Genomic DNA, 21,459 nt, shown 5'->3' on the forward strand with positions numbered 1-21,459 from the left:
CGCGCCTCCAGCGCCACCACGGTGCCCGCCATGGGGGCGTAGATGCGCGTGTAGCCCAGCCGCGCCTCGTCGGCCTTCAGGCTGGCCTGGGTCTGGTCAATCTGCGCCTTGAGGTGGTCGGTGCGCGCAGCCGCCGACGCCAGCGTGGCCTCGGCCACCTGCAGGTCTTCGGTGCGGGTGGCGCCTTCGCGCTCCAGCTGTTGCTGGCGCGCCTGTTGTTGCTGGGCCAGGCGGTGTTGCGCCTGCTGCTCGGCCAGTTGTGCGCGCAGCCCCGCCAGCGCGGCGCGGGCGCCATCTACCGTGGCTTGCTGCACGCTGGGGTCAATCTCCACCAGCAACTGGCCCTTCTTGACCTCGGCGCCCGGCTGCACATGCAACCGCAGGATCTGGCCGGACACCTGTGCACCCACATCCACATAGCGGCGCGGCTGCAGGGTGCCGATGGCGCTCACGGTGGCTTCGATGTCGCCGCGCGCCACAGGCACGGTGTCGTACAGCACGGCGGGCTGGCGGCTCCACCACCAGCCTGCTGCAGCCATTGCCGCCAGCAAGGCCAGCACACCGGCTACGCGAAGCATTCGGCCTGCGCGCCGAGACAGGTGCTGCGCCATCAGCGGGGCACCTCAAAACTCAGCGTGGCCGTGTGGCGCACGTCATCGTATTTTTTGCCCTCCACCGTGGCAGACCCGTTGACCCGGGCCGTCACCTCCAGCACGTATTGGCCGGGGAAAGGCGTCTCCAGTTGCACCGTGCCGTCCGCACCCGGTGCCAGCGTGCGGCGCCAGCCTGCGCTGGTTTCTACATGCACTTGGGTGGCGGCCACGTTCTGGCCCTTCCAGACCAGCTTGAAGGTGTTGCCACCTGCGGCCGTGGGCACCAGCTCCAGGTCATTGACTGCACGGGTCTCTTGCCGTCCCAGCCGTGCCTGGTAATAGGTGAGCACACCCTGCGGGCTGACGCGACTGGCCACGAAGCGCAGATCGGCGGGCGTTGCGGTGGCACTGGCCTGCCGATCCCCCAGCGAGACGTCGATGTAGGCGGCCTGCGGTGTGATGGGCAGGTCCTTGCCATCGGCCAGATAGGCGCGCGGTGCCAGCAACGTGGGCAACGCCGGGCTGCGTTGACCCTGCTCGCCCCAATGGGCGCGGGCGCCGGTGGCATGCCGCTCCAGCCAAAGCGCGTCAGCAAGCGCCGCCTGGTGGGCCACCACCAAAGAACAAGCCAGCAAGGAGGATTTCAGGGCAGAAGTGAACATGGTCGGGCGAAAGGCGGGGTATGCGGGTAATGCAGAGGTGACGCAAAGGCCAGAAAGGGCGCCCTTGCGGTCGATGGGAAGCAAGGCGTGCAGGCGCTGGCGCGCACCACGGCGAGACCGTGGCGAACGGGGCTGGGCAGAGCCTGACGTGGCGGCACCGGCGCTCACACGGAGCGCCAGAGCACTGTCGCGGACTTATGGAGCCACGAAGCTGAGCGTGGCGGTGTAGCCGAGTTTGTGCACCTTTTGCCCGGCGATGACTACGTCACCCACTGCATCGACCGTGTGGGCGCTGATGAGCACATAGCGGCCTTTGCCCTGCACGGGCACGTCAATGCGGCCTGCGGCATCGGTCTTGAAGCCCTTGCTCCACTTGCCCGGCGTGATCACGGTCACGGCCTTGCCCGGCAAGGGCTTGCCCTTGAAAAGCACGGTGAAGGTGTTGCTGTTGGGCGCCACAGGCACGAGTTCGTAGTCCAGCACTGCGCTGGTGTCAGCGCGGCCCGCGCGCGCATTGAACACAGCGGCCTGGAAGGTGCCGTCCTTGGTCTTCCAGGGCTTCCAGACCTGGTCGTTGACCAGGCGCACATCACCCGCGGTGGCCACAGCCGCTTCGAGGTGGTCTTCCTTCACGGTGAGCTTGGCGGTTTGCGTGCGGTCCGACGTGAAGACCTGCGTGGTGGCAGCCAGCTTGGCCACTTCTTCGCCGCGGTCGTGCTCGGCATCCGCATCACCCACATAAACGCGCACGGGGCCGGTGGCGTCACGTTCCAGCCACAGCTGGTGGGCGCTGGCCGACAGTGCGGTGGACAGCAGCGAGAGTGCGACGAGAGATTTCTTGAGCATGGAGATTCCTTTGATTTGAGTAGAAGGCCAAATGGCAACGGCCGGGCGCGCGCGCGCCGATCAGAACCGCACGTCCACACCCACACGCAGATTGCGGGGGGCGCCGTAGTACGAATTGCCGGTGGTGGTGTAGTAGCTCTTGTCCAGCGCGTTGTTGAGATTGGCGGTGACCGCCACGGTGGAGGTGACGGCGTAACGCACCATCAGGTCCACCACTGCATAGCTGGGCTGGGTGAACCGAACCCGTGATGGGCCCTGGTTGTCGCTGTAGATGGCGTTCTGCCAGCGCACGCCGCCGCCCACCGTCAGGCCCTTGCCGATGCTGGCAATGCGGTAGCTGGTGAACAGCTTGGCCGTGTTCTGCGGCACATTGGTGAGCAAACGCCCGCCATTGCGGTCCTGAGTGAGGTTGCGGGCAAAACTGGCGGCCAGCTGCCAGCCGGGGCGCAGTTCGCCCGAGGCTTCCACTTCAAAACCGCGCGTGCTGGTGCCCGACATCGATTCATAGGCTTGCGATCCATCGGGCGCAAACACGTTGGGCAGCGAGACGGCCAGATTGTCTTGCCGCGCCTTGTACACCGCCGCTCCCACATTCAACCGGTCGCCCATGAACGCGCCTTTGACACCCACCTCAAAGCTGTCGCCCGTCTGGGGGTCGAGGTAGTCGCCGTTGACGGTCTTGTTGTTCTGCGGTTTGAAGATGTTGGTGTAGCTGGCGTAGGTGGACCAGTGGGCGCCCAGGTCAAGCACCAGACCCAGATACGGGGTAAGTTCGCCGGATTCCGCGCGGTCGGTAAACGTGGTGGTGCTGGTGCTGAAGGACGTGTCGGTCTGGTAGCGGCTCCAGTTCGTCACCCGCGCACCCACCAGGATCGACAGGGGGTCGAGGGGCTTAAAACGCGCCGTGGCATAGGCGCTGTTCAGGCGCTCGTCCGAGCTGTAGGTGCCTACGCTGGGGTTATTGGGAGCTGCGGGGAAGTTGCCGTTCCAGGTGTAGATGTTGGGCACGGCGCTGCTCCAGCCGTCATGCCACCAGTTGGTGTAGGTGGGGTCAAAGTAGGTGGTGCGCGCCAGTTGTGCACCGACCGCCAGGTCGTGCTTGCGGCCCAGCCAGTCAAAGCTGCCGCTGGCCTGCACATCGAGGCTGTCCTGTGTGGGTTTGGCGGACCAGCGGCCCGCCCAGACCGTGACCCCTGCGCCGGTGGCCCGGTCCGGGTAGCCACCGCTGGCGTACCCCACCAGTTCGTCATAGTGGCTTTGGGTGCGGCTGGCCGAGGCCTTGATGCGCCAGTCGCCGTCCAGCCGATGTTCGAGCGATGCAAAGAGGGATGTGTTGTGGCGTTTGGAGTACGCCCAGGAGGGTGCCGCCGAATCCGACCGCGCCCATTGAACGCGTGAGCCATCAGCGTAGTAAGCAGGCAGGCCACCTCGGGCATGGCCTGTGGCATCGTGGTGCTGCACAGACGCACCGGCCAGCAACTGCGTGCGCGGCGCGAGGTCCACCTCGACCACGCCGTAGAGCAAACGCTTGCTTTCCTTGAGCCGGTCGATGTAGGAACCATTGTCCTGCGCGGCGGCCACCAGGCGCCCGCGCACCGTACCGGCCTCGTTCAGCGGCGCAGAGATATCGCCCTCGACACGGCGATGATCCCATGAGCCTGCCTCCGCCCTCACCGCAGCCTGGAAGTCTGCGGTGGGCCGCTTGCGGATAAGGTTGATGGCCGCGCCGGGCGTGCCCAGGCCGTTCATGAGGCCCGTGGCGCCCCGCACCACCTCGACGCGGTCGAACATGGCCATGTCGTTGGTCTGAAAGATGTCGGTGTAGTTGGAGTCCACCTGCCGCACGCCGTCCACCATGTAGGTGTCCACCGTGAAACCCCGCGCATAGATGGGCGAGGTGTCAGACCCCTGGTTGCCGCTTTGGCTGACCACCAGACCCGCGGTCTGCGCGGCAATCTCTGACAGCTGCGTGAGGCCCTGGTCTTCCATCCGCTGGCGCGTGATCACGCTGACGGACTGCGGCGTTTCGCGCAGGCTGAGCCCGAGCGGCGTGGCAGTGCCCGCCAGAGACGTGGTGTAGGAACCCGTGTGCTCGGTCAACGCACTGCGCTCTGCCTGGGCTTGCACCCGCACCTCCGACAGGCTGGTCTCCCCCTGGCTGGCTGGCGGCGGACGGCGCACCAGAATGGTGGAGCCCTCGATCACGCCCACCAGGCCGGTGCCTGCCAGAAGACGGCCCAGCGCCTCGTTCACCGTCAGCGTACCCGCCACGGCGGGGGCCGACCGGCCCGCCACCAGGGTGGGCTGGACCATGAGTTCCATGCGGGTCTGGCGCGCCAGATCGTTGAGCGCCTGTGCCAAGGGCTGGGCCGCAATGCTGAGCCCCGCGGCGCCTTGTGCGGTGGGTGCGACCTGGGCGTGAGCGCCCACGGCGGCCAAGCCCAGCGCCACGGCCAAGGCCAACGGAGCGGGCCGAAAGTTGAAGCGATGCATCTGCGAAATCTCCCTGGAAAACAAATCTTGAATAAGAAGCCTTCTCATGTAGACGCATCGAACTGCCAGCCCCCTAGGTCGGTTCAAAATTTATTTTTCATCGCGCACTCGCGGCCATGCAGCCGCAGCGGCCTGCCCGCAGCGCGGCCGCCCCCCCTATGGCAAAGGCGCGGCGATGATTTCTGTGGTGTCGCCCTGCGTGCGCAACTGCACGGGCAACACCTTGGGCAGGGCCCGCATGAAGTTGTCCAGGCGCCGTGGGTCGAAGGTGCCCGTCAGGCGCAGCGCGGCCACGCTGGCGTCCCGCACCACGAGGCGGCTCGCGCCATACCGCTCAAACTCCGCCAACGCCTGGGACAGCGGCGTGTCGTCAAAGCTCACCCGGCCGTCGCGCCAGGGCGCGATGCCTGCAGGCGCTACCGCCGCCACAGGCCCAAGCACACCAGCCGCATTGCTGGACACCTGCTGGCCTGCGGTCAGCTCCACCACCGCGGTGGGATCTGCAGCGTTAGAGCGCGCCACCCGCACGCGGCCTTCTTCCACCGCAATGCGGACGCCCTCTTCACCCGGCACGCCTGGCGTGTGGCGCACAGAAAACCGGGTGCCCACCACGGTGATGCGCAGCGGCCCGGCCACCACGTCAAACGGCCGAGCTGTATCGCCCTGCACCCGAAACAAAGCCTGGCCTTCCGGCAGGATCACTTCACGCCGCTGGCGGCGGAAGGTGACATCGAGCCGGGTGTGGGTGTCCAGCCGCAGCGTGCTGCCATCGGGCAACTGCACTTCTGACTGTTGACCAAACCCCGTGGCGACTGTCTGCACGAACACCGGTTGCTGCTGCCAATGGCTCCAACCCAGCCATCCACTCGCCACCACCAGGCAGAGCGATGCAAGGGCGAACGTCGGTCTGCCCCAGGCTCGGTGCAGTCTTCCCGTCAGAAAGCGCAATGGGGATCCCCAGGGCCGATGGGCTGCGGCCCGGGCCTTGTCTTGGGCGAGGCGGTGTCGCAAGTGCTGCAGCCCTTCGGCGGGCAGAGCGTCCAGCTGGCTCCAATCCTCTGCCCAGCGCGCCCAGGCAGCGGCATGTGAAGGGTCCGCGGCCCACCAATCGTCAAAGGCGCGCCGGTCTTCCGGGTCGAGGGTGCCAACGCCGCGCACAAACCATTGCAGCGCGATGTGGTCTGCGGCGGTCAAGGATGGGATGTTTGGTGTCACGCTTGCTCCCCGCCCTCGTTGGCAGCGCGGCATTGGCGGCACGCCACCATCGCCCGCTGGATATGCTGCTCCACCATCTTGCGGGAGATGCCCATCTGCACCGCCACCTGGGCCTGTGACAGCCCATCGAACTTGTGCAGGATGAAAGCCTCCCGACAGCGCAGGGGCAGCCCGTCAATGGTGGCAATGAGCGACGCCATTCCCTGTGCAGAGGTGGCAGCCACCTCAGGTTCATCCTCCGCAGGGGCGGGGATTTCTGCGATATCGAGAAGTGGAGTTTCTTCCGCCTCCCCACCATGGCTCCTCACTGCGCTGCGGCGGTGCTGGTCGATCAGCAGGTTGCGCGCAGTGCGATAGAGCAGTGCTCGGGGCTGGTGGATGACTTGCCCGGTTTGCTGCAACGCCAGAACCCGCGCGTAGGCCTCATGCACCAGGTCGGCGGCGCCATCGCGGCTGCGCACCATGCGGGCAAAGTAGTTCAGTAGTTCTTGGTAATAGTGGACAACCACGGGGAACACAGCCGGTCGGCAGAAATCGGTTCATCGTCTGGTGAACAGATTCCAGGGCCCCGGCACGGGGTCGGGGGCGATGCGGCTGAGGGCGTGGCGGTGGCTGGCCCCTGGCTATTTAATAAGAATAATTCTCAATATTGTAATTCGGCTGCTTCAGGCATTGACCGCCAAAGACACTGCGTTGCACCCGTCATTTCACCCAAGAATGACGTCTCCGCTGGGAGGCGTCGCATACATCGCCGCCACCGCCTCCGCTCTGCGCGACAGCACCGCACCTTGGTTGATATAGCCCTTGTCGGTGATTTCGCCCACATCAGGATCGGGTGGCGTGGACATGACCAGCGCACGTGTGGGGCATTGGGACGACCCCGCTCCGCCGCTGCGCCGCGTTTGCATGGCACTGCGCAACGCGGCATGCAGAGCCCCCAGGTCGCTCGCCCCCGCAGCGGACGGAAAAACGAGCATGCCCACTTCATCCCGGTCGTGGCCGGCGAGCACGATGTCCTGCACCAGCGGGGCCAACGCCGACACCAGATCGACCCGCAAGGTGCCCACCGACACCCAGCTGCCGCTGGACAGCTTGAAGTCTTCGGCCACGCGACCGTTGAAGACCACGCCGCGCTCGGGCCGTGTGGCGTCCACCAGATAGCCCGCATCGCCAATGCGGTAAAAGCCCTCATCATCGAACGCAGCAGCCGTTTCGCGCGGGGCATTGCGGTAGCCGCAGAACACCGAAACGCCTTTCACCCGCATCTCCAGCTTGCTGCCGTTGGGCACGAGTTTGAGCTCCAGCCCCGGCAAGGGTGCACCGATGCAGCCCGCGCCTTCGAGCTGCCAGTGCGCGGTGGTCACGGCCGGGGCGGTTTCGGTCGCGCCCCAGGAGGTGGTCAACCACAGGGGCTGCGCGGGTCGAACGCGCAGCGCCACCGCCTGCAACCGCTGCCAGGTAGACGGCGCCAGCGCAGCCGCTGCATAGAAAGCCAGGCGCATGCGGGACAGCACCTCAGCGGCCAGGGTGTCATCAGCCTCCAAAGCGGGCAGGAGCATGTCAAACCCGCGGGGCACGTTGAACAGCAGGGTGGGTTTCACGTCGCGCAGGTTGCGCACGGTCTTCTCGATGAGCCCCGGCACGGGGCGGCCCTCGTCGATGTAGAGCGTGCCCCCGTGACACAGCACCATGTTGAGGTTGTGGTTGCCGCCAAAGGTGTGGCTCCAGGGCAGCCAGTCCACCAACACGGGCTTTTCGTGGGCCAGAAAGCGCCATGTCTGCGCCATCATCTGCTGGTTGGCGCAGAGCATGCGGTGGGTGTTGATGACCACCTTAGGGCGGCCGGTAGAGCCCGAGGTGAGCAAGTACTTGGCATGGTCGTCCGGACGAATCGCGTCAAATGCCTGCTGCACTGCGGGTGTCTCCTTGCCATCGAGCAACTGTTGAAACGGCAGGCTGCCCGGGCAGGCGTCTGCATGGCGGCTGAACACCTGGACCGCGTTGCTCGCAAAGCCTGTGAATGCGGGCCCGTAGACCGTGGCGTCCGACGCATACACCAGGCTGGGTTGCAAGGCCGACAGCATGCTGTGCAACCGGCTGGAGTCTTGGGACCGCGCATACGCGCTCGACAGCGAGCACGGCGTGATCCCCACGTGCATGGCCGCCAGCATGAGCACGGCATGGTCCACAGCGTTGTCAGAAAGAATGGCGATGGGTTGTCCGGCAGGCAGCTCCAAGTCCAGCAGAGACTGGGCGACCGCGCGTACCTGGGTGCGCAGTTCGGCATAGGTCAGACCCCGCCATTGCTCACCACGTTCGTCGCGTTCCGCCAACGCCAAGGTCTCTGGCGTTTCGCGCACCCAGTGCTCCAGCCAGTCACCTACACACCGCTTATAGGGCCCCAATGCCTCCGGCGAGCGCAAGGTAAAAGACCCGTCTTCATAGGGCATCAGCACCGTGCGCGGCGGTGCCATCTGGGTTTCGTCGTCGAGGAATGCGGGGTACATGGTTTTGTCTCTTGAGCGATTTTTATGAAGGTCGATGTGCGCACGCTCCAGGCGGCGTACCTGGCGTTCCCCGGATTCAGTCCAATACCCCAGACGATTGCTTGGCCCGCAGCAAGTCAATCAGCAGGGCATCCCTGGCACGGGTCAAGTCGCTGGTATTGCGTTCCCCCAGCTCCTGCGCGACCCCTTCCACCACTTGGCGCTGCAGGTCGGCGCTCATCAACGGCGCACCCAGATCGCGCCACCAGTCTTCAATGGGCCCGCCCAAATGGTCCAGGAGGTGAGCGATCCCGCCTTCTCCCCCTGAGAGATGCAGATTCATGAACGGCCCCATCAACGCCCATCGCAGCCCAGGGCCTTGTGCAATGGCGGTATCGATGTCCGCCACACTGGCCACGCCCTCGTTCACCAAATGAAACGCCTCGCGCCAAAGCGCTGCTTGCAGCCGGTTGGCGATGTGGCCCTTGATTTCGCGCTTGACGTGGATGGGTCGTTTGCCGATGGCAGCATAGAACTCCATGGCCTCTTCAATCGCCTGCGGCGAGGTCTGCAGCCCGCCACCCACCTCCACCAGCGGAATCATGTGGGGTGGGTTGAACGGATGTCCCAGCACCACCCGCTGCGGAAACTGGCAAGCGCTTTGCATGGCGGTGACGGACAAACCCGAAGAGCTGGAGGCCAGAAGGGTGTGCTTGGGCGCTGCCGCATCCATCCTGCGAAACAGCTCCACCTTGAAGTCAATGCGCTCAGGGCCGCTTTCCTGCACAAAGTCGGCGTGCTCCAGGGCACTCTCCATCTGCGCATGGAAGCGCAAGCGGTCCATGCTGGCGCCTGGTGCAAGGCCTTGCTGCGTGAGTGCGGCCCAATGTGCGTGCACGGCATCGCGCAGGCGCTGCTCAGCACCCGGCGAGGGATCGGTCGCATCCACATCCAGCCCGCGTGCCAGAAAATACGCGGCCCAACTGGCACCAATCACCCCCGTGGCCACCACGGCCACCCGTTTCACATTCAAAGCCATAGCGCGCTTTCTCAGGACTCGGCGGTGAAGCCGATCTTCTTGACCAACGGACCCCAGCGCTCAAACTCTGCCTGCTGAGAGGCCTGCATCTCGGCAGGGGTGGAACCCCGGGCAATCAATCCGACCACCGCGAGGCTGTCGATGACCGATTTCTCTTTGATGGCCGCATTGATCGCTGCGTTGGCTGCAGTCACCATCCCCGCAGGGGTTTTGGCAGGCGCATAGAAGCCAAACCACTCTTCGGTGGTCAGCTCGGGGAAACCCTGCTCGGCAAAGGTCGGCACCTCGGGAGAGAACGGCGACCGTGCATTGCCGGACGTGGCCAGCAGCCGCAGCTTGCCTGCCTTGTGGTTGGGGATGAAGTCCCCGCTGGGCGTCACCATGGACGCGATCTGCCCACCCACCACATCGGTGACACCGGGGATGGAACCGCGGTAGGGCACGTGTTTCAGGTCCACACCGTTGTTCAACCCGAGCAGTGCACCGATGAAATGCGGGGTAGACCCTGCTGCTGGCGAGCCGTAGTTGGCCTGGCCGGGGTTCGCTTTGGCCCAGGCCAGAAAGTCCTTCACCGTCTTCACCGATGCTGGCACCAGCGGGCCCACAGCCAGGCCATGGTGCATGACAGCGCCAATGGACACCGGCACAAAATCCTTGGTGGGGTCGTAGCTGAGCTTGCTGTAGATGTGGGGATAGATCGACGTGCAAGAGAAAGGTGACAGCGTGAGCACACTGCCGTCCCCAGGGGCGCCCTTGAGCGACTCCAGCGCAATGCGGCCACCGGCCCCGGGCTTGTTTTCCACCACGGCGGCATTGCGCGTGTAGGCAGAGCCGGCCAGCTTTTCACCCACCCTGCGCGCCACGTTGTCATCCGTACTGCTCGCCGGAAAGCCATAAAAAATCTTGACCTGCTCAATGGTCTGGGCCCAGCTGGCTATGGGGGCCAAAGCGCCAAGCGCCGTAGCGCATCCCACGTGATTCATGAATTGGCGGCGTGTGTGCATCATCATTGGTCTCCTCTTTCTGGGTGGTTGAACGCAAGAACATTTTCAAAAAACAGTTGAGTCGACAGCGAATGCGGGGCGCGCGCCCTGGGCGCGGGGAAGCCCCATCAGCGCCCGCGCCTCTGCGGGCGTCGCGGGCTCCATGTCCAGCTCGCGGATGATGCGCACGATGCGCTCCGTCAGCTGCACATTGGTGGCGATCTCCCCTTGGCGGAAGTACAGGTTGTCCTCCAGGCCCACGCGCGCATGGCCGCCCAGCAACAACGCCGCCACATTGGCTTCGAGTTGCGACGGGCCAATGCCGCTCACGCAGAAAAGGCTGTTCTTGGGCAAGGTGTCCACCATCATCTGCAGGTAGCGGGGCGAATACGGCATGGCGTTCTGAAAACTGCGGTGCACATTCATGACCAGGTTGATGAAATGAGGGCCATCGTCGTGCCCCTCCTCGATCAACGTGGTGGTGTCCTGCAGGATATGGGTGGGGCTGAACACCTCCCACTCGGGCTTGATGCCACGCGCCTTCATGCCCATGGCCAGTTCGCGCCCCTTGCTCAGCGGCGTGTCCATCAATATCTCGCGGCCATCAAAACTCAGATTGAGCGTGGTGGCGTCCAGCGTGCACATCTCGGCACCCGCATCCATGCCCTTGATGCGCTCTTCCCAGGCGATCTCCCAGCGGCCGTCCGTCAAGGGTTTGACCATGTCGCCATGCACACCGCCACCGGTGGAGTTGTTGATGACAATGTCGCAGCCCTGGTCGCGGATGCGGGTGTTGATGTCGCGGTAGATGTCTGCGTTGCAGGTGGCGCCATCGTCAGGCCGCCGAGCGTGGATGGCCACCACGCTGGCGCCCGCGTTCCAGCAGCGTTCCACGTCATCCGCAATCTCGTGCGGCTGCGTGGGCAGGTGCCGGTTTTGTGCCTTGTGGGCCATGCCACCCGTGGGAGCAATGGTGACGATGACTTTGCGCTTGGTCATGGCGTGGGCTGGTAGAAAATGGTAGTGCTGGCCATTATTTTTTTTAGTGCCCACACACTCAGTCATCGCGATGACATTTGGACTCAGGGTATACGCTGGCCCGTCGTATTAGGGGGCCGGGCATACAGGAGAACGCTCACCATGCTGGTCAAACTGGCTTCGCCAAACATCACTGCACTGCTCAAGACATCGGCATGGTTTCCCGTGCTCGGCGATGCAGCGCAGCAGAAGGAGGTCGATGTGCCCCAAGGGGGCGCGTTGTGCCGTCGCGGCGATACACCGGTGCACTGGTACGGCGCCATTGACGGGCTGCTCAAGTGGACGGTGACATCCGACAATGGCCGCTCTGTCACGCTGGGGGGCCTGTCGGCTGGCAGCTGGTTTGGCGAAGGCACCTTGCTGCGTGGTGTGCCGCGCACGGCAGACATCATTGCGCTGCGCCCCAGCCGGGTGGCTTTGCTGCCCGTGGACACCTTTGACTGGCTGCATGCCACCCAGCGCAGTTTTGACCACTTTTTGCTGCGCCAGATCAACGAGCGCATGCACTGGTTTTTGGGCAACTTCACTGCCCACCACCTGCTCGATACCGACAGCCAGGTGGCGCGCGCGCTGGCCGGCCTCTTCCACCCGTTTCTCTACCCCGGCATGGACCGGCACCTGCAGATCTCGCAGGAGGAGATCGCCAACCTCACGGGCGTCTCGCGCCAGCGCTGCAATGCGGCCTTGAAGCGCCTGCAGGAGGCGGGCATCCTGCAGATCGAGTACGGCGGCATCACCGTGCTCGACCTGCCGGGGCTGCGGCGCTATGTCGAATAGTCAGAACGGGTAGGTGATGGGCCGCGCGAGCGTGCTCACCCACTGCGTCGTCGTGAAGGTTTCCACATTGGCCGGCCCGCCAAAGCGCCCGCCGCTGCTCGATGCGCCCATGCCGCCGAACGGCACCTGGAACTCGTTGTTCACCGGCTGGTCGTTGATGTGCACCATGCCGGTCTTCAGGCGGCTGGCCAGGGCGCTCGCGCGGCCGAGGTCTGCGCTGTGGATGGCGGCAGCCAGCCCGTATTCGCTGCCATTGGCCAGGGCAACGGCTTCCTCGTCGGTGTCGAACACGGTGATGGGCGCCACGGGGCCGAAGATCTCTTCGCGGAACGCGGGCATGTCCGGCGTCACGCCCGTGAGCACGGTGGGACGGTAAAAGCGTCCTTCATGGGTGCCTCCCGTGAGCAGCTTCGCGCCTGCGGAGAGAGAAGCCTGCACGATGCCGTGCACCTTGGCCATCTGCCGGTCGTTGATCAGCGGCCCCAGGTGCACGGGGCCTCGGGCCGGGTCGCCAACCACCAGGGCTTCTGCACGCGCAGCCAGCTTCTGGGCATAGGCCTCGGCCACGCTGCGGTGCACCAGATGGCGCCCGGCCTGCATGCAGATCTGTCCCTGGTGCAGGAAGGCGCCCCAGGCGGCGCAGGAGGCCGCGCCATCCAGGTCGGCGTCGGGCAGCACGATCATGGCGTTGTTGCCGCCCAGCTCCAGGACCACTTTCTTCAGCGCGCGGCCACAGGCCTCGCCAATGCCCCGGCCGACGGCCGTGGAGCCGGTGAAGGAGACCATGTCGGTCAGCGGGTGGCGCACCAGCGCATCGCCTGTCTCGGCGCCGCCGGGCAGCACCTGCAGCACGCCAGGCGGCAGGCCCGCATCCTCGAACAGCTGCGCCATCAGCAGGCCACCGGTGATGGCCGACTGCACATCCGGCTTGAGCACCACCGCGTTGCCCAGAGCCAGGGCCGGCGCCACCGAGCGCATGCCCAGCAGCAGCGGGAAGTTCCACGGGGCGATCACGGCCACCGTGCCCACGGGCACGCGGCGCCAGGTGTTGGTGCGCCCCGGCATGCTGGAGGGGAACTGCAGGCCATCGGCCTGCATGGGCAGGGCCGCAGCCATCCACAGCTGCTCCACGGTCGCCTGGTGCTCCCACTGCGCCTTGGGCTCGATGGAGCCGCACTCGCGCACGTTCCAGTGGTTGAACTCGGCCGCGCGTGCCTCCAGCAGCGCAGCGGCGCGGCGGATGACGGCGGCGCGCTGGTCGAAGGGAGTGGCTGCCCAGGCTGCGCCTGCGCTCCTGGCACGCTGCAGCGCGGCATCGACATCCTCGCGGTCTGCCAGGCCTGCGGTGGCCAGCAGGGCGCCAGTAGCGGCCTCGCGCACCTCCAGCGTGCCGCCGTGGGCGGCCTGCCAGCCGTTGCCGTAGATCTTGCCGGCCCAGGCCGATGAGGTAGGTATGGGGGTGGGGGTAGTGCTTGCGTCCATGCTGCGGGTTCCTTGTCGGTTGAAAAGAGGGAAGGAGAAGAAGGAGCTGCACCGGTTCAGGTGCGAAGGATCTGGGCCATGCGCTCGCCAATGACCACGCAGGGCATCATGGTGTTGCCGGTGGTGACGGCAGGCATGATGGAGCCGTCCGCCACGCGCAGGCGGTCGATGCCGCGCACGCGCAGCTGTGCATCCACCACGGCCAGGGGGTCGCGGCCCATGCGGCAGGTGCCTACCTCATGGAAGTAGGTGCCCGCCGCATTGCGGATGAAGTTCTCCATGTCCGCGCCCTTGAGCGGGCCGGGCATGACCTCGCGCTTCACGAACTCGCGCATCTCGCGCGAGTTGCCGATCTCGCGGCACAGGGCCACCCCCCGTACCAGCGCCTTGAGGTCGTCGGGGTGGGACAGGAAGTTGGCGTCGATGACCACACCATCGGACGGCTTGTTGGAGCGTACCGTGAGCCGCCCGCGGCTCTTCGGCCGCACCAGGCCGGGCGCGATGGACCAGGCGTTCTCGGCCATGGGGAACTGCTTGCCCGTGATCTCATTGGCGTAGGGGATCTCGATCTGGAAGGGCTGCAGGTCCGGCGTGGGCAGGCTCGCGTCGCTCTTCCAGAAGAAGGTGCACTCGGCCGCGTTGTTGCGCGGCGGTATGGCCTTGGGGTACTCCCACAGGCAACCGGCCAGCAGCAGGTGGTCGTGGTAGTTGCGGCCCACGCCCGGCAGGTGGTGCGCCACGGGGATGTCCTTGGCCCGGAGTTCGGCCTCGTCGCCGATGCCCGAGTGCATGAGGATGCGCGGGGTGTTCACCGCACCGGTGGACAGGATCACCTCGCGGCGCGCGCGGATGCGGCGCAGGCCGCCCTGGTGCAGCACCTCGATCCCCTCGGCGCTGCGGCCCTTGAGCAGTACGCGCTGCACCTCGGCACCCGTCAGCACCGTGAGGTTGGGGCGGTCCATGGCCGGGTACAGGTAGGTGCGCGCCACGCCGTGGCGGCGGCCGTCCTTGATGGTGGTGTTGGCGATGGCGCAGCCGCCCGGGCCTTCCATCATGCGGCCGTTGTGGTCGGCAAATGAAGGGATGCCCACGCCGCGCGCGGCGTCGACCATGGCCGGTGCAATCGGGTTCGGGTCCTTGGCGGGCTGCACCCAGAAGATGCCACCCTGGCCGCGCCACTGTGGGTCGGGTGCGCCCTGCCAGTCCTCGATGGACTTGTAGAGTGCCAGCACGCTGCGGTAGGACCAGGCTTCGTCACCCGCCTCGCTGGCCCAGTGATCGAAGTCGTTTTGGTGGCCGCGCACATAGGCCATGGCGTTGATGGCGCTGCCGCCACCGAGCGCCTTGCCCATCGGCTGCGCCACTACGCGGTTGTTGAGGTGGGCGTTGGGCGTGGTCGCAAACGACCAGTCCAGCGGCGAGCCCAGGTTGGTGAACCACACGCCGGGGTCGTTCACCGAATCCACGTCGTCGGTGCCGCCCGCTTCGATCAGCAGTACCCGCACCGTGGAGTCCTGTGTCAGGCGGTGCGCCACCACGCAGCCCGAGCTGCCGGCACCGCAGATGATGTAGTCGTATTCGTCGGTGAGCGCACGGTTCAGGGCGCGCTGGTTGTCGCGCACAGCCACGGCCTTGTCGGCCATGGTGCAGGCGGCGGTCATGGAGACGCCGGCCGTGAGCGCCCAGCGGACAAAGCGGCGCCGGTCGATGCGCCCGCGTGCCAGCGCCATTTCGGCGGCGTCGATGGCATCGCCACGGGCAAGGGCATCGGGTGGTTGGGATGGGTGGTACATGCGTGTCTCCTGTTCCTGGTATGCGGGCGCTGAAGGTGCCCGGTACACGCTGTCTTGCGTGCCAGGAAGTCTAGGAAGACGCGGGCATGGCTGCGAGCTCAGGACAAACCCGCAGGCAAAGTGTTCCGATCCGGAACAGCTTGCTCAGGTCGGAGTGCCGCTGGAAGGGGCAGGCACGCCTTGGTTGCGCTGCAGGTGCCGGTAGATGACCCCGCGCGACACGCCCAGCGCCCGGGCCGCGCGCGCCACCTTGCCGCCCGCAGACTCCAGCGCACGCGCGATGCTCTCGGCCTGGGCCTGTTCGAGCGTCAGCGGTGTGGCGGGCTGCGCAGTGCTATCCTGTTCCGGCAGGGCCGCAGGGGGCAATACCTGCGCAGGCGGTGCGAACGGTGCGGGCGTGAGCGCGGCAGCGCCATCGGGTGCCTGCAGCCGCGCGCTGCACCACACGGCAAGCCCGTTGGGCAGGCGCAGTGCGTGGGGCCCCGGATGGCGCGCCAGGGCAACCAGGGCATGCAACGGGCAGCCCAACACGTCCAGTGCGGGCAGGCCGCGTTCCGCGCCCGTCAGGCGTGCGCCCGTGCCATTGGTCCAGCGCACCGTGCCCTGGCCATCGATACCGGCCAGCGCTTCGAGCGGTGTGCCCAGAAGGCCTGCATCGGCATGGAAGGCCAGCACCAGCATGTCGTCGGACTGCAGCTGCAGCAGCCTGTTCTCGATGTCCCGCGCATAGGATGCAATGAGGGTGTAGGCGTCAAACCCGAAGCCCCGGCCCTCCACCGACAGGTCCAGCACGCCGGCCAGCCGGCCCTCCACGTCGTGGATGGGTGCAGCCGCGCACTGGACGCCCAGGATGGCTTCGTTGAAATGTTCGTTGGCCAGCACGGAGCAGCCCTTGCCCGTGGCGCTCACGATGCCCGGCGCCGTGGTGCCCAGCGTGCTCTCCGACAGGTCCATGCCCAGGCGTGCGAGGGCCGGCAGGGCCGACTCTGCAGCGCAGGGCGAGCGCTGGCCGATGCAGATGATCATCCCTTGCGCATTGGTCAGCAGGATCTGGCTGGCCGTGCCGGCCAGCGCCGTCTCCAGCCGCGACAGGCCGGGCGATGCGGCAGCACGCAGCAGCCGGCTGTGCCGCAGTGCGGCATCCAGGCGCAGTGAACTCACAGGTTCTGCGGTGATGCGGTCGCCCGTGCGCTTGCCTGCGGCATTGCAGCGCGACCAGGACTGCAGCACGGCATCGTTCACCAGGCCCGTGGGCTGATCGCCCTCTTCAAAGAAGCGCTCGCGCGCCAGCGCAGCACGCTGCTCCGGGGTGGAGAAGAACAGCTGTGCGGGTGGGCCTGTGCGCGGGTTGGGCATGGCCGGGGCTGTGTGTTCAGCAGTGCTGTGCTGCCTGCGCGATGAAGGTCGTGGCCGCCGCGATGACCGCATCGGGCTGGGCGCGGTGGGGCGAGTGCCCGCAGCCGGGCAATTCGAGCAGCTGCGTGCCCGGAACCTGGCGCGCGATGCCGCGGATCTGCTCCAGCGTTCCGTACTCGTCGTCCAAGCCCTGGATGGCCAGGACCGGGGAGCGGATGGTGGCGATCTCCGCTTCGATGTTCCACTGCCGGAACGGCGGGTGCAGCCAGATGCGGTTCCAGCCCCAGAAGGCCGAGTCCGCATCGCCGTGGTAGCGGCCCAGCTTCGCGGGCAGGTCGGTGGTGAGGTAGGCCTCGCGCGCCAGCTCGATGTTGGCGATGGTCACGTCCTCGACGAAGATGTGCGGCGCCATCAGCACCAGGCCGCGCACGGCGTTCGGAAACCGCGCGGCATACAGCAGTGCGATCGATCCGCCGTCGCTGTGGCCCAGCAGCCAGGGCGCTTCAGCGATGCCCAGCGCGTCGAAGAAGGCCGGCAGCACCTCGTGCGCCTGCTGGTGCATGAAGTCCATGTCCCAGGTTTCATCCGCGCTGCGCGGGGTGGAGCGGCCGTAGGCCGGGCGCGAGAACACCAGGCCGCGCACGCCGGCGGCGTTGCACAGGCGCTCGGGGAAGTCCTTCCACATCGCCACCGATCCCAGGCCCTCGTGCAGGAACACGATCAGCGGTGCGCCGCTGCGCTCGGGGGCGATCCACTGGTGCTCGATCTGTACCGTGCTGCCACGCCAGCCGATGCTGGCGAATGCGGTGGCCTGTGTCATGTGCGGGCCTCCTTCTCGCGCAGGCGAAAGCGCTGGATCTTGCCCGTGGCGGTCTTGGGCAGCTCGTCGATGAACTCGATGAAGCGCGGGTACTTGTAAGCCGCCAGCCGTTCCTTCACGAAGGCCTGCAGGGCCTGTGCGTCGGTATGCTGGCCCGGCTTGAGCACCACGTAGGCCTTGGTCTTGGTCAGGCCTTCGCCGTCCTGCACGCCGATCACGGCGGATTCGAGCACGGCGGGGTGCTGCATCAGCGTGGCCTCGACCTCGAAGGGCGAGACATAGATGCCGCTGACCTTGAGCATGTCGTCGCTGCGCCCCGCATAGGTGAAGTAGCCGTCGGCGTCGCGCGTGTACTTGTCGCCACTCTTGGTCCAGCCGCCCTGGAAGGTCTCGCGCGACTTCTCGCGGTTGGCCCAGTACATCAGCGCCGCGCTCGGGCCGCGGATGTACAGGTCGCCCACCTCGCCATCGGGCACGGGGCGGCCGTCCTCGCCACGCAGCTCCACCTCGTAGCCGTCCACCGGCTTGCCGGTGGTGCCGTAGCGCACGTCGCCGGGTCGGTTGGAGATGAAGATGTGCAGCATCTCGGTGGAGCCGATGCCGTCGATGATCTCGCAGCCGAAGTGCGCCTTGAAGCGCTGGGCGATCTCACCGGGCAGGGCCTCGCCGGCCGACGAGCACATGCGCAGTGCCACCGCCTCGCGCGCGGGCAGCGCGGGCGAGGCCAGCATGCCCGCAAAGCCCGTGGGCGCGCCGAAGAACACGGTGGGCCGGTGCTGCGTCCAGCGGCGGAAGGTGGCGTCGGGCGTGGGCCGCTCGGCCATCAGCACCACGGTGGCACCCACCGAGAGCGGGAAGGTCAGCGCATTGCCCAGGCCGTAGGCGAAGTACATCTTGGCGGCCGAGAAGCAGATGTCGTCCTCCGCCAGGCCGAGCACCGGCTTGCCGTAGAGCTCGGCCGTCCACCACAGGTTGGCATGGGTATGCACCGTGCCCTTGGGCTTGCCGGTGGAGCCCGAGGAATAGAGCCAAAAGCCCGGGTCGTCCGCCGCGATGCTGACCGGCGCGGCGAGCGGCGTGGCCTGCGCCAGCGCGGCCTCGAAGTCCTGCGCACCGTCGGGCAGCGGCCCTGTGGGCTGGGAGACGAGCAGGGTGCGCACCTCGTGCGGCGCGCGGCCCATGGCGTCCTGCAGCACGGCCAGCAGTGCGCCCGAGACAATGGCCGCCTGCGCGCGGCTGTGGTCCAGCATGTAGGCGTAGTCGTCGGCCGTGAGCAGGGTGTTCACCGCCACCGGCACCACGCCCGCGTACAGGCAGCCCAGGAAGGCCACGGGCCAGTCGCTGCTGTCGTGCATGAGCAGCAGCACGCGCTCCTCGCGCCGCACGCCGGCGCTGGCGAGGGCCGACGCCAGGCGCCGCGCGCGGTCTTCCAGCGCGCCGTAGGTCAGTGTGCCCCGGTCGTCGATGTAGGCCGTGCGCTGGGCGCGGTCCTTGTTCAGTGCGAACAGGTGGTGGGCAAAGTTGAATCGCGGGGGCAGGCTCATGGTGTTGTCTCCTTTGGCCGTCTTGTGGTGGGGTGGCGCGGGCTGTCTCGCAAAGCCGCTCAGAGCCCGAGCGCGGCCAGAACCCCCGGGCTGGCCTGCACGGCCGTGCGCTGGTGGTAGAAGTCGAGCGCGCGCAGACCGCCCAGTTCCGCACCGCCGCCCGCGCGGCCCGGGCCGCCGTGCTGCGACATGGGCATCACGTTGCCGTGGCCGCTGTGGGCCTGCGCCACGTCGGGCGTGACCACGTGCACACGGCCATGGCTGGCAGCCACGGCCAGTGCGGTGTGGGCCAGCGCCGTCTCGTCGCTGCCATACAGCGAGGTCACCAGCGAGCCCTGACCCCGGTGCGCCAGCGCGATCGCATGGGCCGCATCGCGGTAGGGCAGCAAGGTGGCCACGGGGCCGAAGACCTCCACGTCATGCACCTGGTGCGCTGCGTCGGCATCGCGCGCGCCCAGCAGCACGGGGCCGATGCAGGCGGCCACGGCGGGGTCGGCATCCACCAGGGGCTGGTCGCGGCCATCGTGCAGCACGCTGGTCTGCGCAGCAAGGGCGCTGAGGCCTTCGCGCACCGCATTCAGCTGGGCGCGGCTCACGAGCGAGCCCATGCGCACGCCCTCGTTGCGCGGGTTGCCCACGATGATGGTGGAGAGCTTGGCGGCGATGGCTTCAGCGGCCGCGTCGTACACCTCGGCCGGCACCAGGATGCGGCGGATGGCCGTGCATTTCTGGCCCGACTTCACCGTCATTTCGCGCACCACCTCGCGCACCAGCAGGTTGAAGGCCTCGCTGCCCGGGGCCTCGCCCGGCAGCAGCATGGCGCTGTTGAGGCTGTCGGCCTCGATGTTGGCGCGCACCGAGCGCTGCGCCACAGCGGGGTGGGAGCGGATCACGCCGGCAGTCTCGGCCGAGCCGGTGAACGACACCACGTCGAAGGGCTGCAGCTGGTCCATCAGCCCCGCCGAGCTGCCGACGATGACCGACAGCGCGCCTGCGGGCAGCACGCCCGCATCCACCACGTCACGCACCATGCGCTGCGTGAGCCAGGCCGTGGCCGTGGCGGGCTTGACGATGACCGGCATGCCCGAGAGCAGGGCCGGTGCCGCCTTTTCCCACAGGCCCCAGGACGGGAAGTTGAAGGCGTTGATGAACAGTGCTACACCCTGCCGAGGCACCGAGAGGTGCTGCGACTGGAAGGCCGGGTCCTTGCCCAGCCGGGCCGCATCGCCATCGCGCAGCGCGCGGGCATCGCCCAGGGCGTCCCCCCATTTGGCGTACTGGCCCAGGGTGAAGATGGCGCCGTCGATGTCCACGCCCGAATCGTTCTTCACCGTGCCCGCATTGGCCGTGGCGATCTCGTAGTACGCGTCGCGGTGGGCGAGCAGCACCTTGACGATGGCGGCCAGCAGCGCGGCCCGCTCGCGGTAGGTCAGCGCGCGAAGCGCCGCGCCGCCTTGCTGGCGCGCGAAGGCGAAGGCCTCGGGCAGGTCAAGCCCGGTGGCGTCCACGCGCACCAGTTCGTTGCCCAGCACAGGGTCGAACAGCGGCGTGCCGTTGCCGGTGCCTGCCTGCCAACGGCCCGCGGCGAAATTGGGGAGAAGTTCGGTCATAAAGATAAATTGAAAAAGAAACGTGGTTTCGGTTGACCAGCGCGCGACGCACAAAACTGGCGCGACCCAAGCCAGTGCCCCCGTGCAAGGGCCGCCCCGCCGCACCGGGGGCGTCCCCCTCCCGACTCGCGCAGCGGATCGAGAGAGGGGGAAGGCGCGAAGCGACTCAGGGGGTGTTTCACTTGCTGAATTGGATTTGGCCTTCCGGCAACAGATAGAGAACCAGGGCACGCCCCTGTGCCACCGTGGGGTGGTGGGCCGTGCCGGGCGGGTAAACACACCAGCCCGCAGGGTGCCCGTCAAAGGTGGCATGCCCTTCGATCGGCATGATCAAATCGATTTCGCCGTTGGGGTGGCTGTGGTGTGGACCCGCGATGTTTTGCATGTCCACGACGTCTACCGAAAACCGGTGCAACGCGTCTTCTGCCTTGAAGACGCGGCCATAGCGGATGCCTGCACCCTCGCGGTCACACAGCCAGCCTTCTTCGACACCTTGAACACAAGCGGCCTTGAGGGTCTGGTACGACACACTCTCTACCCCGTGCACGTCGTTGAGCCAATCGGCAAGGGCGGCGGTCAAAGGCTGCCCTGCAATCTGGCCCGTAAGGTCGGACAACGCTTGGTGAAATGCAGCTTTGGTGGACATCGAATCCTTGAAAGAAGTGGGGCGCAGGTTCAAACCCGCGGCGACCAGTTTGATCTGATCGCTTGTGCCAAACAAA

The 21,459-nt window shown here is 66.8% G+C and carries 18 protein-coding genes; 1 reads left to right on the top strand and 17 read right to left on the bottom strand.

The features are described 5' to 3' along the window. The 10 genes from ACK41V_RS04860 to ACK41V_RS04905 form a co-directional block, all read right to left on the bottom strand. The coding region (locus tag ACK41V_RS04860) for a biotin/lipoyl-binding protein (RefSeq protein ID WP_409778831.1) at nt 1-539 on the bottom strand (539 nt) is incomplete at its 3' end. A 71-nt stretch (nt 540-610) separates the two neighbouring features. Next, nucleotides 611-1,255, bottom strand: coding sequence for a hypothetical protein (locus ACK41V_RS04865; RefSeq protein ID WP_409778605.1), 645 nt, complete (start codon nt 1,253-1,255; stop codon nt 611-613). A gap of 195 nt (nt 1,256-1,450) precedes the next feature. Next, nucleotides 1,451-2,101 carry a nickel uptake transporter family protein gene (locus ACK41V_RS04870; RefSeq protein ID WP_409778608.1) on the bottom strand — a complete coding sequence of 217 codons (651 nt, stop codon included), beginning with the start codon at nt 2,099-2,101 and terminating at the stop codon, nt 1,451-1,453. A gap of 60 nt (nt 2,102-2,161) precedes the next feature. Beyond that, nucleotides 2,162-4,594 carry a TonB-dependent siderophore receptor gene (locus tag ACK41V_RS04875; protein WP_409778611.1) on the bottom strand — a complete coding sequence of 811 codons (2,433 nt, stop codon included), beginning with the start codon at nt 4,592-4,594 and terminating at the stop codon, nt 2,162-2,164. Nucleotides 4,595-4,750: 156 nt separating this feature from the next. Beyond that, nucleotides 4,751-5,788 carry a FecR family protein gene (locus tag ACK41V_RS04880; protein WP_409778613.1) on the bottom strand — a complete coding sequence of 346 codons (1,038 nt, stop codon included), beginning with the start codon at nt 5,786-5,788 and terminating at the stop codon, nt 4,751-4,753. Nucleotides 5,789-5,805: 17 nt separating this feature from the next. After that, nucleotides 5,806-6,318 carry a sigma-70 family RNA polymerase sigma factor gene (locus tag ACK41V_RS04885; RefSeq protein ID WP_409778615.1) on the bottom strand — a complete coding sequence of 171 codons (513 nt, stop codon included), beginning with the start codon at nt 6,316-6,318 and terminating at the stop codon, nt 5,806-5,808. A gap of 198 nt (nt 6,319-6,516) precedes the next feature. Continuing rightward, nucleotides 6,517-8,316, bottom strand: a complete 1,800-nt coding sequence (locus ACK41V_RS04890) for a feruloyl-CoA synthase (RefSeq protein WP_409778618.1) — start codon at nt 8,314-8,316, stop codon at nt 6,517-6,519. A gap of 76 nt (nt 8,317-8,392) precedes the next feature. Then, nucleotides 8,393-9,334 carry a 3-hydroxyacyl-CoA dehydrogenase NAD-binding domain-containing protein gene (locus ACK41V_RS04895; RefSeq protein WP_409778621.1) on the bottom strand — a complete coding sequence of 314 codons (942 nt, stop codon included), beginning with the start codon at nt 9,332-9,334 and terminating at the stop codon, nt 8,393-8,395. An 11-nt stretch (nt 9,335-9,345) separates the two neighbouring features. After that, nucleotides 9,346-10,338: a Bug family tripartite tricarboxylate transporter substrate binding protein gene (locus tag ACK41V_RS04900; RefSeq protein ID WP_409778833.1), complete on the bottom strand. Its 993-nt coding sequence runs from the start codon at nt 10,336-10,338 to the stop codon at nt 9,346-9,348. Nucleotides 10,339-10,383: 45 nt separating this feature from the next. Next, nucleotides 10,384-11,316: a 3-keto-5-aminohexanoate cleavage protein gene (locus ACK41V_RS04905; RefSeq protein ID WP_409778623.1), complete on the bottom strand. Its 933-nt coding sequence runs from the start codon at nt 11,314-11,316 to the stop codon at nt 10,384-10,386. 141 nt (nt 11,317-11,457) lie between these two features. On the opposite strand from ACK41V_RS04905, the gene ACK41V_RS04910 reads away from it, so the two are divergent. Further along, nucleotides 11,458-12,132, top strand: coding sequence for a Crp/Fnr family transcriptional regulator (locus ACK41V_RS04910; protein ID WP_409778626.1), 675 nt, complete (start codon nt 11,458-11,460; stop codon nt 12,130-12,132). On the opposite strand, the gene ACK41V_RS04915 is transcribed toward ACK41V_RS04910, so the two are convergent. The 7 genes from ACK41V_RS04915 to ACK41V_RS04945 form a co-directional block, all read right to left on the bottom strand. Beyond that, the gene (locus tag ACK41V_RS04915) at nt 12,133-13,614 is read right to left on the bottom strand and encodes a benzaldehyde dehydrogenase (protein WP_409778628.1); all 1,482 of its coding nucleotides are present in this window, start codon (nt 13,612-13,614) and stop codon (nt 12,133-12,135) included. A 56-nt stretch (nt 13,615-13,670) separates the two neighbouring features. Beyond that, nucleotides 13,671-15,407 (bottom strand): GMC family oxidoreductase, encoded by a 1,737-nt coding sequence (locus ACK41V_RS04920; RefSeq protein ID WP_409778631.1) that lies wholly within the window; start codon nt 15,405-15,407, stop codon nt 13,671-13,673. Nucleotides 15,408-15,551: 144 nt separating this feature from the next. Continuing rightward, nucleotides 15,552-16,763 carry a helix-turn-helix domain-containing protein gene (locus tag ACK41V_RS04925; protein WP_409778634.1) on the bottom strand — a complete coding sequence of 404 codons (1,212 nt, stop codon included), beginning with the start codon at nt 16,761-16,763 and terminating at the stop codon, nt 15,552-15,554. A gap of 16 nt (nt 16,764-16,779) precedes the next feature. Next, nucleotides 16,780-17,583 carry an alpha/beta fold hydrolase gene (locus ACK41V_RS04930; RefSeq protein WP_409778636.1) on the bottom strand — a complete coding sequence of 268 codons (804 nt, stop codon included), beginning with the start codon at nt 17,581-17,583 and terminating at the stop codon, nt 16,780-16,782. Then, nucleotides 17,580-19,127 carry a benzoate-CoA ligase family protein gene (locus ACK41V_RS04935; protein WP_409778639.1) on the bottom strand — a complete coding sequence of 516 codons (1,548 nt, stop codon included), beginning with the start codon at nt 19,125-19,127 and terminating at the stop codon, nt 17,580-17,582. Before ACK41V_RS04935 ends, ACK41V_RS04930 begins: the two co-directional genes overlap by 4 nt. Before the next feature lie 59 nt (nt 19,128-19,186). Next, nucleotides 19,187-20,737, bottom strand: a complete 1,551-nt coding sequence (locus ACK41V_RS04940; RefSeq protein ID WP_409778642.1) for a 3,4-dehydroadipyl-CoA semialdehyde dehydrogenase — start codon at nt 20,735-20,737, stop codon at nt 19,187-19,189. Between the two features lie 178 nt (nt 20,738-20,915). Next, nucleotides 20,916-21,383: a DUF4863 family protein gene (locus tag ACK41V_RS04945; protein WP_409778645.1), complete on the bottom strand. Its 468-nt coding sequence runs from the start codon at nt 21,381-21,383 to the stop codon at nt 20,916-20,918. Nucleotides 21,384-21,459 lie beyond the last annotated feature (76 nt).

Origin of the sequence: Acidovorax sp. (assembly GCF_046291265.1) — a bacterium.
In the GTDB taxonomy this organism is placed as follows: Bacteria; Pseudomonadota; Gammaproteobacteria; order Burkholderiales; family Burkholderiaceae_C; genus Acidovorax.